The sequence below is a fragment of the Streptomyces shenzhenensis genome, from assembly GCF_021462265.1.
Classification (GTDB): Bacteria; Actinomycetota; Actinomycetes; order Streptomycetales; family Streptomycetaceae; genus Streptomyces; species Streptomyces shenzhenensis.
In genome coordinates this window covers 30790-44379 of the sequence record NZ_JAJONF010000033.1, presented here as the reverse complement: position 1 = coordinate 44379, position 13590 = coordinate 30790, and the positions used below count along the sequence as shown (strand labels likewise).

Below are 13590 nucleotides of genomic sequence, written 5' to 3'. Positions count from 1 at the left end.
GAACGGGGAGGGCGGCCGACCATGACGGCGGTGGCGGGGGAGCGGAAGAGGCCGGGGCGGTGGCGCCCTGGCCGGGGCCGGGATCGGCGCTGGGGCTGGGGCCCGCCCTGGGGCCGGGGCCGGCGGTGCGGGAGGCTGCGCCGCACCCTGCTCGCGACGCTTCTCACCGCCGCCGTGGTCCTGCCCCTCTCCGCGGCGGTCCGGCCCCGGATCCCCGCCCCGCCGCCCGCCGTTCTGCCCACCCGCCTCACTCCGGCGACCCTCGCCACCGCCTACGAGGCCAACCGCGAGAACGCCGCCGAAGCCGCCCGCATGGCCGCCGCCCACGGCGACACCTCCCGCGCCGCCGCGGACCGTGCCCTCGCGTCCACCGCCCGGCACCTGCTCCGCTTCGACGCCCGCGGCGACGGCCAGGTCACCGAGATATTGGGCGACTTGCCGCAGGCGACGCGCATCGCCGTCCTGGTCCCCGGCTCGGACACCACCCTCGACACCTACGGCCGCCTCCACGCCGCGGCCGAGTCCCTGTACCGACGCCTCACCTCCGAGGCATCCGGCGGCACCCGCACGGCGGTCGTGGCCTGGCTCGGCTACCGGCCCCCGGCCACGATCAGCGCCACGGTCCTCACCCCGGGACGGGCCGGCCAGGCGGCCCCGCACCTGCGCGCGTTCATCCACGAACTGCGCACCCTCACCGCCCCCGGCCCGGCGGCCGTCGCCCTCCTCTGCCACTCCTACGGCACGGTGGTCTGCGCCCGCGCCGCCCCCACCCTCACCGGTCTCGGCGTCACCGACATCGCCCTGGTCGGCAGCCCCGGCACCGGGGTCCGCTCGGCCGCGGCCCTGCACACCTCCGCCCGTGTCTGGGCGGCCCGGGGAGCCGACGACTGGATAGCCGAGGTCCCGCACGTGAACGCCGACCTCTTCGGCACGACCGTCGGCTTCGGCACCGACCCCGTCTCCCCGTCCTTCGGCGCCCGCGTCTTCGCGGCGGGCCCCGGAGGCCACAGCGACTACTTCACCCCGGGCTCGGCCTCCCTGGCCAACCTCACCCGGATCGTCCTCGGCGAGACAACGGAGGTCACCCGTGCGTAAGCCGCCGACACCCCGCACCCGGAAGGCCGTACCACCCGCAGCGCACCCCATGGCGGCGATACGACACTTCGCCCACCGCATCGACACCGCCACCCCACCCGACCGGGACCGCGCCGTGGACGCCCTCCGCGCGTTCGCCGTGCTCGGTGTGGTCCTCGGCCACTGGCTGGTCACCGCGCTGGTGGCGGACGGCGGCGAACTGCACACCAGCAGCCCCCTCCAGCAGTTGCCGTGGCTGGCCCCGGTCTCCTGGCTCTTCCAGACCCTCGCCGTGTTCTTCCTGGTCGGCGGCCACGTCGCCACCCGCGGCTACGCCACCGCGCAGGCTCAGGGCACCCCCTACCACCGCTGGCTGGCATCCCGTCTGTCCCGGCTGTTCAAACCGGTCGCCGCGCTCCTCACCCTCTGGACGCTCGCGACGACCGCCCTGCTCCTGTCGGGCACCGACCTCGCCACCGTCCGCACCCTGGCCAAGCTCGCCCTGTCCCCCCTCTGGTTCCTGGTGGTCTTCGCGGCGCTGACGGCGGCGACTCCTCTCGTCGCCCGGCTCAACCCGCTGTGGCCGCTGGCCGTCGTCCTCCACGTGGACCTGCTCCGTTTCGGCCTCGGCGCCCCGCCCGCCGTCGGCTGGGTGAACCTGGCGGCGGGCTGGCTGGTGCCGTACACCCTGGGCGCCGCCTGGACCCGCGGCGAACTCGACCGCCCGCGCGCCGGCTGGGTGCTGCTCGCCGGCGGCACGGCGGCGACGGCAGGCCTCGTGGTGTGGGCGGGCTACCCGGCGTCGATGGTCGGCGTCCCCGGCTCCGCCGTTTCCAACCTGGACCCGCCCACGCTGGCCGCCGTCACCTTCGGCCTGGCCCAGTGCGGTCTGGCCCTGCTGCTGCGCGAGCGGCTGCGTCACGCGATGCGCCGCCCCCTCGCCTGGGCGGCGGTGGCCTTCGTGAACCTCTTCGCGATGACGATCTTCCTCTGGCACCAGACGGCCATGATGGCGACCACGGCCCTCGGCCTCCCGCTCGGCCGACTCCCCGGGCTCCACACACCCCCCGACGGCCTCGCCTGGATCGCGGCCCGCCTGCTCTGGCTCCCGGCCTTCGCCCTGCTGCTGAGTGTCTGCTGGGCGGCGTTCCACGCCTACGAGCGCGGCCGCCCCCGGACCCGTTCGCGCGTCGTCCGGACCCGGTCGCGCGTCGCCAGGACCCGGCCCTCGTCCGATCGGACGCCCCCGGCGGGAGCCCGCCGTGTCTAGGCTGATCGCTGTGACGGAGACGGGGACCCGGCGGGCGGACTGGACCGGCCGCCCGCTGCGCTGGCTGCGGATACTCCGCGACGACCTGTGCACCGCCCGCCCGGACCCGCTGCCCCCCTCCGTATGGCTGCGCTGGCTGCCGCACGGCGTGCTGTGCCTGGCCGCCTTCGGCATCACGGTCGGCGGCATCGCGCAGCTCCGGAACAACGGGCATCTGGGGCTCGGCCTCGCCTTGGTGCTCGGGCTCGCGCAGGGCGCCGCCGTGCTCCTCGCGATGTGGCGGCCCGTCCCGGCGTGGTGGGTGTCGGTGGGGGCCATGCTGGTCGGCGCCGTCGCGCTGCGCGGCCGGCTGGGCGAGACACCGGAGAACCCATTCACCTGGCCCTGGCCGGTGGCCGGGATCTTCGCGCAGCTGCTGGTCCTGCTGCTGCTCGCGCTGCGGGTCCGGGTCCGGGCGGCGGTCGAGGCTCTGGCCGTGACCGTCCTGGTCACCTGGCTTCTCGACGGCGTCTGGGGTGCGCCGCCGCACCAGTCCACCTCGGTGATCACCGTCGTCCTGGCCACGATCGTCGTGGCGCTCGGCACGGCGCTGCGCGGCCGTCGCGAGGCGCGCGCGGAACTCGGCCGCCAGGCCTCGCTCACCGAGGAGGAGCGGGCCCGGCGCACCGTGCTGGAAGAGCGCAGCCGGATCGCGCGCGAGCTGCACGACGTGGTCGCCCACCACATGTCGGTCATCTCCATCCAGGCACAGGTCGCCCCGCACCTGGTGGAGAACCCGCCGGACGAGCTGCGCGAGAACCTCGAAGGCATCCGGCACAACGCACTGGAGGCGCTGACCGAACTGCGCCGGGTGCTGGGCGTCCTGCGCTCCGAGAGCCCCGACGAGGACGCCTCGGACGCCTCCGGCACCGGCCCGCACAGCCCGCAGCCCACGCTGGACCGGCTGGACGCGCTGGTCGAGAACACCAGGGCGGCCGGTCTGACCGTCACCGCCCGGATCAACGGTGAGCGGCGCCCGATGCAGTCGGGCGTGGAGCTGTCGGCGTACCGGATCGTGCAGGAGGCGCTGAGCAACGTCCTGCGGCACGCGCCCGGCGCGAGTGCCCACGTCGAGATCGAGTACATCCCCTACGGACTCCTGGTGTCCGTCGCGAACTCCCGGCCGACCCGGCCCGCGCCGCCGTCGCCGGGCGCCGGGCACGGACTGCTCGGGATGCGGGAGCGGGCCGCGATGCTCGGCGGGTCGCTGACGGCCGCACCCCGGGCGGACGGCGGCTACCGGGTCTTCGCGGAGCTCCCGGCCGCCGCACCCGGCACCGGCCTGGTGCCCCGTCACCCCGCGGCCCCCGCCTCCGGCACGGACCGTGCCCCCGATCCGAAGGACGACCACGTATGACGAGCAGCAGTGGCGACCCCATTCGTGTGGTCATCGCCGACGACCAGCAGATGGTCCGGCAGGGCTTCACCGTGCTGCTGAACGCCCAGCCCGGCATCGAGGTGGTCGGCCAGGCGGTGGACGGTCTCGACGCGGTGGCCAAGGTCGCCGAACTCACCCCGGACGTCGTCCTGATGGACATCCGCATGCCGGAGCTGGGCGGCATCGAGGCCACCCGCCGGATCGTCGGTGAACGCCCGCACATCAAGGTGCTGGTGCTCACCACCTTCGACCTCGACGAGTACGTGTACGAGGCGCTGCGCTCCGGCGCCTCCGGGTTCCTGCTCAAGGACGCGTCCGCGGACAAACTCGCCGAGGCGGTCCGGGTGGTGGCGGCCGGCGACGCGCTGCTCGCGCCCGGCATCACCCGGCGGCTGATCACGCAGTTCTCCCGGCTGGACGGGGGCGGGGTGCGCGCCCCGCTGAAGGCGCGCGTCGGCGAGCTGACCGAGCGCGAGACGGAGGTCCTCACCCTGATCGCGCAGGGTCTGTCGAACGCGGAGATCGCCGATCGGCTGGTCGTCGCCGAGCAGACCGTGAAGACGCATGTGGGCCGGATCCTGGTGAAGCTGGGTCTCAGGGACCGCACCCAGGCCGCGGTGTTCGCCTACGAGTCCGGGCTGGTACGTCCCTCCGGTTACTGACCTTCGGTTACTGACCGGAGAACTCCCGCCGCTCCCCGGCGTATCCGTAGTACCTGAGAGGGACGCCCGAGGACCCGCCTCACTGGTGACGACGGCTGCCCACGCCTGCGCCTACGGTCGTGTACGTGACCGAGACGACCCCTTCTCAGCCGATGCCGTCGCAGCCGCCGGACGGCGCGTTCGAACCGTACAAGCCGCGCAGCCCGGAGGTCCGGGCGGTGCTGGACGCCCTGGGCAGGTTGCGGCAGGACCTGTTCAAGGACGCCTTCGCCTACCGGCCGCTGCCCCCGATGAGCATGGACCGCCCGTTCGTCCGCCATCTCCCCGTCCGGTGGCGGCAGTACGCGGCCTGGACCCCGCATCTGGTGGTGGCGGCCGCCGGCGCGGTGGCGCTGCTGGTGACCGTCGCGGGCCGCCCGGTGGGATCGCCCGGGACCCTGCTGGCCGGCCTGCTCGTGGTGGCACCGGTGCTGCTCACGCTGGCGCGTCCGGTCGCCGCCTTCTGGCTGTCGCTCGTGGTGACCTGGATCGGCGGCGTGCTGGCCACCGCCTGGGACGAATGGCCGTGGCCGCCGGGCAGCTTCATCTCCTACCTGGTGGTGCTCACGGTCGTCGCGGTCCGCACCCGCCCGCGCACGGCGGCCTGGATGTGGGCGATCACCGCGTTCTACGGTTTCTTGACCGTCTCGACCCTGGGCGGGGGCCACTACGAGAACAACGTCGGCCCGATGCTGGTCGTCTCCGCGATAGCCCTGCTGGCCGTCACCGTCCGGCAGATCCGCAGGGAGGCCGAGCAGACGGTGACCGCGGAGCAGACGCAGACGGCGCATGAGCGTTCCCGGCGCACGCTCCTCGAAGAGCGCACCACGATCGCCCGCGAACTGCACGACGTGGTCGCCCACCACATGTCCGTCGTCGCCATCCAGGCGGAAGCCGCCCCTTACCGGGTGGAGAACCCGCCGCCGGAGCTGGAGAAGGCATTCGTCACGATCCGGGAGAACGCGGTGGCGGCGCTCACCGAACTGCGCCGGGTGCTGGGCGTGGTCCGTGCCGAGGACTACGCGGCGCCGGACGCCCCGCAGCCCACCCTCGCCGACCTGGACGCCCTGCTCGACAACGTGCGGCAGGCGGGGCTGACCGTCGACAAGGGGGTGACCGGCGCGGTGCGTGAACTCCCGCAGGGCGTCGAGCTGTCGGCCTACCGGATCGTTCAGGAGGCGCTGAGCAACACCCTGCGCCATGCGCCGGGAGCGAGCGCCCGCGTCGAGATCGGCTACGTCATCGGCGGCCTGGGCCTGCGCGTGGTCAACGGCCCGCCGCCGCGGCCCGCCCTCGTCAAACCGTCCCCGGGCGCCGGCCACGGCATCACCGGTATGCGCGAGCGGGTCTCCATGCTGAACGGCGAGATGACGGCGGCCCCGACGTCCGAGGGAGGCTACGAGGTGACGGTCTTCCTGCCCGTCGCCACCGCCCGCGAAGGTGACGCATGAGCATCGGCACCATCCGGGTACTGATCGCCGACGACCAGATGATGGTGCGCGAGGGCTTCTCGGTCCTGCTGAACGCGATGCCGGACATCGAGGTCGTCGGCGAGGCGGTCAACGGCCGCCAGGCAGTCGAACGCGTCCGTGAACTCGCCCCCGACGTGGTCCTGATGGACATCCGCATGCCCGAGCTGAACGGGATCGAGGCGACCCGGGAGATAGTCGCCGCCGACACCACGGCCAAGGTCCTCGTCCTGACCACCTTCGACCTCGACGAGTACGTCTACCAGGCCCTGCGCGCCGGAGCCTCCGGCTTCCTGCTCAAGGACGCCTCGGCCCGCCAGCTCGCGGACGGCGTCCGGGTGGTGGCGGCCGGCGAGGCGCTGCTGGCCCCCTCGGTCACCAGGCGCCTGATCACGGAGTTCTCCAAACTCTCCGACCCCCCGCGCCTGATGTCCACGGCCCACGCGGCCTACGGCGACCTCACCGACCGGGAGACGGAGGTCCTGGTCCTCATCGCCCAGGGCCTGTCCAACGCCGAGATGGCGGAGCGCCTGGTGGTGGCCGAGTCGACCATCAAGACCCACGTCAGCCGGATCCTGGTGAAGCTGGGCCTCAGGGACCGTACTCAGGCGGCGGTGTTCGCGTACGAGGCGCGGCTGGTGACGCCGAAGTAGGCGGGGCGGCGCACATGCCATGAGCACAGGCGTTGTTGCGATTCGGTTGCGGGCGGTACAGGGGTGGACACAGTGCGCTCACGTTGTGTTTGATTGGTGAAGAAATCGGCCAGGTGGCTGATTTCAGCCGTCCCAGTCCCCGCGTCTTCCCCTTCCGGCCGACTCCCGCTTCCCCGGCGGGAGTCGTCGCCGTCCCCGTTTCGCGTGAAGAAAGCTGCCGCGATGACCGCTGATGTGTCCGAGTTCCACTATGGCCTGGTAACTCCCGTAGCCGCCTATCTCATGGCATGTCTGGGTGCCGTGCTGGCCCTGCGCTGCACAACCCGCTCGATCGGCCGCGGGCGCGGGGAGAAACGATTCGGCTGGCTCGCGCTGGGCGCGGTGTCCCTCGGTTGCGGCATCTGGACCATGCACTTCATCGCGATGATCGGCTTCAGCGTGGACGGCGCCCTGGTGAGCTACGACGCCGGCCGGACGGCGCTGAGCCTCGCCGTCTGCATCGCGGTGGTCGCGGTCGGCGTCTTCCTGGTCGGCTACCGGGGTTCGGGCCCCGTCACCCTGGGCACCGCGGGCGTCTTCACCGGTCTCGGCGTGGCGGCGATGCACTACCTCGGCATGACCGCGATGAACACCGGCGGCACCGTGCACTACGGCACCACGGCCGTCGTCCTCTCCGTGGTGATCGCCGTGGTCGCCGCGACCGCCGCGCTCTGGGCGGCGGTGTCGATCAGCGCGGTCTGGGCGACCGTCGGCGCGAGCCTGGTGATGGGCGCGGCCGTCTCGGCCATGCACTACACCGGTATGGCCGCGGTGAGCGTCCACGTCGTCCAGGCGCAGGCTGGCGGCCAGTCCTCGACGAACCTGCTCGCCTTCCTGCTGGTCATGCTGGCCGGCCCGGTGGCGGCCCTGATCCTGGCCGCGGCGATCGTCATGTTCGACCCCGAGGTGGTGGGCGGCGGCCGACGCGACCGGACAACCACGGGCACCTCGGCCCCTGCCCTCCCCACGCCCCAGCAGCAGTCCTGGTCCCCCACCGACCACCCGCAGTCCTTGGCGGACCGGCGTTACACGTCCTGACCCCCGAGCGTTCGGCGTCGTCCCAGCCGTGGCGACGCCGAGCGCTCGGGGACCGTACCGGGGCGTGCCGGCTCCGGTCAGTCGTGCCGCGGCGCCCTCACGTTCACCACGCGGGAGGTGCCGAGCACTCTGCCCTGGGCGTTCAGCGCCTCCACCCGGAAATACGGTCCGCGGGCCTTCGTGGTGACGGCTGTCTCGAACCCGGAGCGTGGGGCGTGCCGGACCACGACCGACAGCGAGCGGGGGTCGGCCCCGGCGAGTACCCGCCACGCCCTGGTCTCTGTCGAACCGTTCCAGGAGGCGTAGACGACGCTCCCCGCGCCGCCGGTCCGTGCCGCGGCGTCCGGGGGGTAGTACGGGGTGCCGGTCCATTCGTTCCGGAAGGCTCGGTACGAGATGTCGGCGCCCGGCAGCCGCGCGTCGTAGAGCTGGTTCCGTGAGGGGTTTTCCTGGGTGTTCCCCTCGCCCGCGTACTCGGAGTAGTACGGGCTCTGGCCCCAGCCGACGAACGCGTTGCCGTTGGGGAGGGCCTGGGTGTTTCCCTGGGTCGGTGACTCCAGCGGCGGCTGGTGGTAGTAGGTCCTGTCCACGGTCGCCTTCCGGCTGCGGAAGTCGAGGTCGAGGACCAGGCCGTGCGAGACCTGTTCGGGGGCGCCGTCGGGCAGGTCGCAGCAGCCGTCGTCGAACATGCTGATCCGGTTTCCCGGCCGGTACCGGGCATCGTGCTGCCAGTAGAAGTCCGCGCCGGGGCCGAAGGCGAAGTCGCTCCTCTTCCCTCCGATCTGGTAGCGGATCCGCCCGGATGCCTTGGCGACGTCGTAGATCGCCCACATGTTCCGGGCCGAGATCAGCAGCCGGCCGTCAGGGCCCTCGTCGACGGAGTTGATGTGAAAGGCGTCCCACACCCCCTCGGACGACGAGGCGCTGGAGACCGGCTCCTCGGAATCCGCGGGGTTCAGGTGGTCCAGCGCGTTCCACGAGAAGAGCAGTCGGCCCGTGGCGAGGTCGACCTCCTGGATCTCGCTGTTCTCGATGGCGCCGTTCTTCGGTCCTCCGTACGGTGTGAGGTCCACGGGCACGGGCCTGGAGGCGATGAACAGCGCGGTACCCCTGCGGGTCAGGGTGAACTCGTGCTCGTCCGGGTAGTAGCCGTGCTTCGCGAAGACCGTCCTGAGCAGGCGGTAGTGCCTGTCGTAGACGTAGTAGCACCCGCCCGGTTCCGGGGAGCCCGCCGGCAGGTTCGTGTACCAAGGTGGCAGGGCGAGGCTGCCCTGCCACCAGGTCAGCACCGGCTGCCCCCGGCCGCTGCGGCCGTCGTAGTACGTCTGGACCTTGAAGTCGGCGTTCTGGAGGTTCGCGGAGGGGAGCGGGCGGAACCAGACCGGATCACCGGAGTTGTCGTTGATCAGCGCCCCGGTCTGGCCGATCATCCTGTCCGCACTGAACGGGCCCACGAAGATGCCTCCGCGAGCCGTCCCCGGTCGGTTCGCGGTCACGGTCACCCGCATGGGGTGAAGGTCCGGCCTGGAGACGAAACTCCACACGTCGCTGCCCGAGAGAACCGGGGGCGGAGGGCTCTGCGACGGCGGGAAGGGCGTCGTCGCGCACGGACGGGAGGCGGTCCCGTGGGGACTCGCCGCCGCCGTGGGTACGCAGCTCGCCACGACACACCCCGCGGCGAGGACGCAGGCCCCGACGGCACGGCGGATCCGTTTTCCTGAGCGGCGAGACCGCGGCTCCAGCGTCGCCATTGCCGACCTCCGGGATGCTCGGGACGAGGGGTTCCCGGGGACGGTAAGCGGGCAGGGCGTCCCGGCCTGTACAAAATCCTTTCAAGTCGGCCGTTCGGCGGACGCGGTCTCACCCGGACAGGCGGCCGACACGGCCGGTAGTCGTCGCAGGTCCGGTCCGGTCCGGTCCGGTAGCGGGGGTGCCGGCCTGTCGGGGGGTGTCCGTCCGTTCGCGACGTCCACGTACGTGAGCGGCCACGAACGGGGCCTCATGCGGCGGCGGACGTCTGTTTCCTGGCCTCGCGCACCCCGCGCAGGGCACCGGACCAGGCGATCAGCTGGTCGAGCATCCCGTCCACGGCGGCGCCGAGGCCCTCCTGGGGGACGAAGGTGCCGGTGTGGAACGAGGGGTGGGTCGAGATGGTGGGCTGGGCACGGACCGTGGCCACCTGGAGTTCGGCGAGGACCAGCCGCAGCGCCTCGGCGGCTCGGGCCCCGGCGACCCAGCCGCCGTAGCTGATGATTCCGGCGGCCTTGTCGTTCCACTCCCGGTAGACGTAGTCCAGGGCGTTCTTGAGGGCTCCGGGGTAGGAGTGGTTGTACTCCGGGACGAGGAACACGTAGCCGTCGAAGCTGTCGACGAGTGCGCCCCAAGTACGGGTGTGGTCGTGCTGGTACTGCTGGAAATTCGGGTTTCCGGGCTCGTCGAGGTTGCCGAGGCCGTGGTCGGCGAGGTCGACGAGTTCGTAGTCGGCGCCACCGTGGGCACGGGCGGCCTCGAGCGCCCAGGCGGCGATCTGGTCGCCCCGGCGTCCGGGGCGGGTGCTTCCGAGGATGAGCGCGATGCGCAGCGGCATGGTCTTCCCTCCGGGAGAGTTGTCGCGTCAACTCTAGGTCGGGAAGAGTTGAAGTGACAACTCTGCTGGTCGCGGTATGCTCGGCGACATGACGGAGGCGCGATCGCTGGATCCCGAGGAGTGGGAGTTCTGGAACACCTGGATGCGCGCGCAGCGCCTGCTCACCAGGGAGCTGGAGCGTGGTCTGCAACGCGACTGCGACATCTCCAAGGCCGAGTTCAGTGTGCTGGTGACGCTGTGGCAGGCGGCCGGCCGCGAGCTGCGCGTCGGCGAGCTCTCCGAGTCGCTCGACTGGGACAAGAGCCGCGTCTCGCATCAGCTGACGCGCATGGAGAAGCGCGGCTTCGTCAAGCGCAGCCAGTACGGGGCCGATGGTCGCCGCGCGGGGATCGCGCTGACCGACGAAGGCCGCCGTGCCGCCCAGAACGCCGCCCTGGTGCACGGCGGCAACATCCGCCGCCACTTCCTCGACTCACTGACCCCCGAGCAGGCGTCGGTCATCCGGGCATGGAGCGAGCAGGCGGTCGGCCGCCTCGACGAGCCGCGGCGCGGCCGGAACGCCGGCGACGACGCGAACTAGCCGGCGTGGACGGTACAGGTCACCTGGCGAGTGGTCGCGCCGAGGGGGAAGTCCAGGCCGGTGCCGGGGTTGCCACAGGTCTGGTTCTGCTTGCCGTTCTGGGCGGCGTCGGTCTCCGCGCCGATCGCGTCGCCGGGGCGGACCGAGGCCCGGCCGCGGTGGACGGCGCCGGGACCGGAAGCGGGGTGCTCGGCGGCGACACAGGTAGTGCGCTTGCTGATGGTGCCCTCGATGTTGACGGTGAGGGTGTCGGCGGAGTTGCCGCAGAAGAGGTTCTGCTCACCCGTCTGAGCGGCGTCGATCTGGGGCCCGGCGCTGGTACCCCCGACGGCCCGGGCGTCTCCGATGTGCGCAGCCCGCTGGCGGCCGCGGCGGTGGACGTCGCGGTCGGTGACCACGCAGGTGGTGTCCCAGTGCATGTCCCCCGTCACGTTGACGGTGATCAGGTCGGCGGAGTTGCCGCAGGCCAGGTTCTGCTTGCCCGTCTGGGCGACGTTGAGCTGCGGGCCCTCCGTGGTGGCCCCCACGGCCTCGGCCCCGCCCTGGCGGGCGCCGTGGTGGTGGGTGCGGCCGTCGTGATCGGCGCAGACGCGGTCGTGGCGCTCCGTCTCCGCGACGTTGAGCCGGATCACCCGGGCGGAGTTGTTGCAGTTCAGGTTCTGCTGCCCGTCCTGGTCGATGTTTGCGTCGCCGTTCAGGGGAAGGTCTTCGAGCATGTCGGCGAAGGCGGCGCCATTGCCCGCCGAGGTCAGGGCACCCGCGGTGAGCAACACGGCCGCCACCCGGCGGATCTTCCGCATGCCCGCCCGAGGTGCCGCATGCCGTCCTCGCTGTCCCATTGCCAGCTCTCCTCGTGGGTCCCTCGGGCCTGTGGGCGCCCGGCTCCGGCGGCCGGCCGCGTGGCCGGCGCGCGCCCCTGTCATGGTTGGCAACGCCCGGATGGCTGAAAAGTCGTGGTTCCTGCATGTCGGTGTGGCCCGCCCGGGGGAGCGGCTCGGGCGGGCCCGGGGCGGGTTCAGCCGCCCTGGGTTCCGACGTTGACGGAACGGTCGACGGCGACGCACTGGCTCTGCGTGGTGGTGCCGGTGCCGACGACGGTGAAGTTGTCGGTGTTGCCGCAGGCGTTGTTCTGGCGGCCGTCCTGGGCGATGTTCTGCTGGAAGAGGGCTCCGGTGGCGGATCCGCCTTCGACGCTCGCCCCGCGGTCGTGCTTCTCCGTGTCGACGTTCACGGAACGGTCGACGGTCACGCAGTCCGTCCCGGCACGTCCGCCGGTGACGTTCGCGTTGAAGTTGACGTGGTCGGCGCAGGCGTTGTTCTGGCGGCCGTCCTGGGCGATGTTCTGCTGGGCGACGCTTCCCGTGGCGGAGCCCCCCTTGATACGGGCCCCGCCACCGATCTCCTTGGTGCGGAGGTTCTTGGAGTGGTCCACCGTCTTGCAGTGGTCCTGCACACTGCTGTCCGTCAGCGTGAAGGAGTCCCTGTCGACGTTGTCGCAGGCGTTGTTCTGCCGGCCTTCCTGGGCGAAGTTCTGCTGGGTGAGGTCCAGCGCTTCGGAGCCGCCGCCGGCGATGCGGGCCCCGCCGCCCTTGACCAGGACGTCCTTGTTGCGGGAGAGGTCCGTGTGGGCGCACTGGCTGTCCAGCCGGCCGTTGGTCAGGAGGGGCAGGTTGGGGAAGACGGTGTTGGCACAGGCGTTGTTCTGCCGGCCCTCCTGCGCGACGTCTGCCTGGGACACGGCTCCGTTGCCGCCGTCGACGTCCGCCCCGCCGCCCTTGACCAGGACGTTCTTGTTGTGCGAGAGGTCCGTGTTGGCGCAGCCGCTCTCCTCTTGGCCGCTCGACACCTCGGGGAGGAAACGGAAGCCGGTGGTGCAGGTGTTGTTCTGCCGGCCTTCCTGGGCGATGTCGTTCTGATCGAAGCCGACTCCGTTGCCGCCTTCGGCCTCCACGCCGCCGCCCCTGACCTTTACCCGCTTGTTGTGCGAGGCGTCCGAGTTGTCGCAGCGACCGGTCATGCGGCTGTTGATCAGGCTGAAGTCGCTGTCGGTGTCGATGGCGCAGGTGTTGTTCTGGCGGCCCTCCTGGGCGATGTCCTGCTGGATCGCCGCGCCCGTGCCGCCTTCGGCGCGGGCCCCGCCGCTGCTGAACAGGACTTCCCGGTTGCGGGAGGCGTCGCGGTCGGCACACTCGTTGTCCGTCCGGCCGCCGATCAGAACGACGGTCGTGGCGATGGCCAGGTCGCAGGCGTTGTTCTGCCGGCCTTGCTGGGCCACGTTGCGCTGGGACAGGCCGGTCGCACCGGAACCGCCCGCGGCGGTCGCGCCCCTGTACTTCACGCGGGAGCTCGCGTTGAAGGAACCGTCACCGTTCACACACCGTCCCGTGAGCTTGCCGGGAGCCGGGAGGGGACCTTCCAGGGCCACCTGGTCGCACGCGCTGTTCTGCCGGCCGTCCTGGGCGGTGTTCTGCTGGTTCAGGTTACCGAGCGTGGAGCCACCGGTGGCCGTCGCACCGGTGGGGCCGTCCGCGAGGGCGACACCGCCGACGGCGGACGTGATGCTGCCCATGGCCATGGCCACCACCGTTGCCGCTGCAATTCTGCGCACTCCACCGCTCCTGGTTCTGCCGTGACATCGGGTCACGTGCTCAACGAGGCCTGGGAGACGAGTGTCACGGAGGGGACCGCCCGATGCCCCGCATGGCCTAGGGTCCCGGCCCGGCGCCGCGGGTGGCCGTGCTCAACCCGGTCGACGTTCGCGT

At 72.0% G+C, this 13590-nt stretch carries 12 protein-coding genes; 8 read left to right on the top strand and 4 right to left on the bottom strand.

The features are described from left to right. Window positions 1-21 precede the first annotated feature (21 nt). From LQ326_RS32835 to LQ326_RS32805, 7 genes are all read left to right on the top strand, one after another. Window positions 22-1095, top strand: a complete 1074-nt coding sequence (locus LQ326_RS32835) for an alpha/beta hydrolase (protein ID WP_234542696.1) — start codon at window positions 22-24, stop codon at window positions 1093-1095. Window positions 1096-1144: 49 nt separating this feature from the next. After that, window positions 1145-2344 carry an acyltransferase family protein gene (locus LQ326_RS32830; protein ID WP_234542752.1) on the top strand — a complete coding sequence of 400 codons (1200 nt, stop codon included), beginning with the start codon at window positions 1145-1147 and terminating at the stop codon, window positions 2342-2344. A gap of 10 nt (window positions 2345-2354) precedes the next feature. Continuing rightward, the gene (locus tag LQ326_RS32825) at window positions 2355-3740 is read left to right on the top strand and encodes a sensor histidine kinase (RefSeq protein ID WP_234542695.1); all 1386 of its coding nucleotides are present in this window, start codon (window positions 2355-2357) and stop codon (window positions 3738-3740) included. After that, window positions 3737-4423, top strand: a complete 687-nt coding sequence (locus LQ326_RS32820; protein ID WP_234542694.1) for a response regulator — start codon at window positions 3737-3739, stop codon at window positions 4421-4423. The genes LQ326_RS32825 and LQ326_RS32820 overlap by 4 nt, the downstream gene beginning before the upstream one ends. Before the next feature lie 125 nt (window positions 4424-4548). After that, on the top strand, window positions 4549-5913 hold the full coding sequence (locus LQ326_RS32815; protein ID WP_372497013.1) for a sensor histidine kinase: 1365 nt from the start codon (window positions 4549-4551) through the stop codon (window positions 5911-5913). Beyond that, window positions 5910-6584 carry a response regulator gene (locus tag LQ326_RS32810; RefSeq protein WP_234542693.1) on the top strand — a complete coding sequence of 225 codons (675 nt, stop codon included), beginning with the start codon at window positions 5910-5912 and terminating at the stop codon, window positions 6582-6584. The genes LQ326_RS32815 and LQ326_RS32810 overlap by 4 nt, the downstream gene beginning before the upstream one ends. 222 nt (window positions 6585-6806) lie before the next feature. Beyond that, on the top strand, window positions 6807-7661 hold the full coding sequence (locus LQ326_RS32805; RefSeq protein ID WP_234542692.1) for an MHYT domain-containing protein: 855 nt from the start codon (window positions 6807-6809) through the stop codon (window positions 7659-7661). Window positions 7662-7738: 77 nt separating this feature from the next. Here the strand turns inward: LQ326_RS32805 and LQ326_RS32800 are convergent, their stop codons facing one another. Next, the gene (locus tag LQ326_RS32800; RefSeq protein ID WP_234542691.1) at window positions 7739-9115 is read right to left on the bottom strand and encodes an arylsulfotransferase family protein; all 1377 of its coding nucleotides are present in this window, start codon (window positions 9113-9115) and stop codon (window positions 7739-7741) included. 545 nt (window positions 9116-9660) lie between these two features. Continuing rightward, window positions 9661-10248 (bottom strand): NADPH-dependent FMN reductase, encoded by a 588-nt coding sequence (locus LQ326_RS32795; RefSeq protein WP_234542690.1) that lies wholly within the window; start codon window positions 10246-10248, stop codon window positions 9661-9663. Between the two features lie 88 nt (window positions 10249-10336). Here LQ326_RS32795 and LQ326_RS32790 point away from each other — a divergent pair, with 88 nt between their 5' ends. Next, window positions 10337-10828 carry a MarR family winged helix-turn-helix transcriptional regulator gene (locus LQ326_RS32790; RefSeq protein ID WP_234542689.1) on the top strand — a complete coding sequence of 164 codons (492 nt, stop codon included), beginning with the start codon at window positions 10337-10339 and terminating at the stop codon, window positions 10826-10828. Here the strand turns inward: LQ326_RS32790 and LQ326_RS32785 are convergent. Next, window positions 10825-11667, bottom strand: a complete 843-nt coding sequence (locus tag LQ326_RS32785) for a hypothetical protein (protein WP_234542688.1) — start codon at window positions 11665-11667, stop codon at window positions 10825-10827. The two genes, LQ326_RS32790 and LQ326_RS32785, sit on opposite strands and share 4 nt — an antisense overlap. Before the next feature lie 176 nt (window positions 11668-11843). Continuing rightward, on the bottom strand, window positions 11844-13436 hold the full coding sequence (locus LQ326_RS32780) for a hypothetical protein (protein ID WP_234542686.1): 1593 nt from the start codon (window positions 13434-13436) through the stop codon (window positions 11844-11846). Window positions 13437-13590 lie beyond the last annotated feature (154 nt).

What these genes read in the sequence shown, in the direction of transcription:
- LQ326_RS32785 (WP_234542688.1), bottom strand. Translation starts at nt 11,667, where the DNA reads ATGGGACAGCGAGGACGGCATGCGGCACCTCGGGCGGGCATGCGGAAG.
- LQ326_RS32790 (WP_234542689.1), top strand. Translation starts at nt 10,337, where the DNA reads ATGACGGAGGCGCGATCGCTGGATCCCGAGGAGTGGGAGTTCTGGAAC.
- LQ326_RS32835 (WP_234542696.1), top strand. Translation starts at nt 22, where the DNA reads ATGACGGCGGTGGCGGGGGAGCGGAAGAGGCCGGGGCGGTGGCGCCCT.
- LQ326_RS32805 (WP_234542692.1), top strand. Translation starts at nt 6,807, where the DNA reads ATGACCGCTGATGTGTCCGAGTTCCACTATGGCCTGGTAACTCCCGTA.
- LQ326_RS32795 (WP_234542690.1), bottom strand. Translation starts at nt 10,248, where the DNA reads ATGCCGCTGCGCATCGCGCTCATCCTCGGAAGCACCCGCCCCGGACGC.
- LQ326_RS32810 (WP_234542693.1), top strand. Translation starts at nt 5,910, where the DNA reads ATGAGCATCGGCACCATCCGGGTACTGATCGCCGACGACCAGATGATG.
- LQ326_RS32820 (WP_234542694.1), top strand. Translation starts at nt 3,737, where the DNA reads ATGACGAGCAGCAGTGGCGACCCCATTCGTGTGGTCATCGCCGACGAC.
- LQ326_RS32830 (WP_234542752.1), top strand. Translation starts at nt 1,145, where the DNA reads ATGGCGGCGATACGACACTTCGCCCACCGCATCGACACCGCCACCCCA.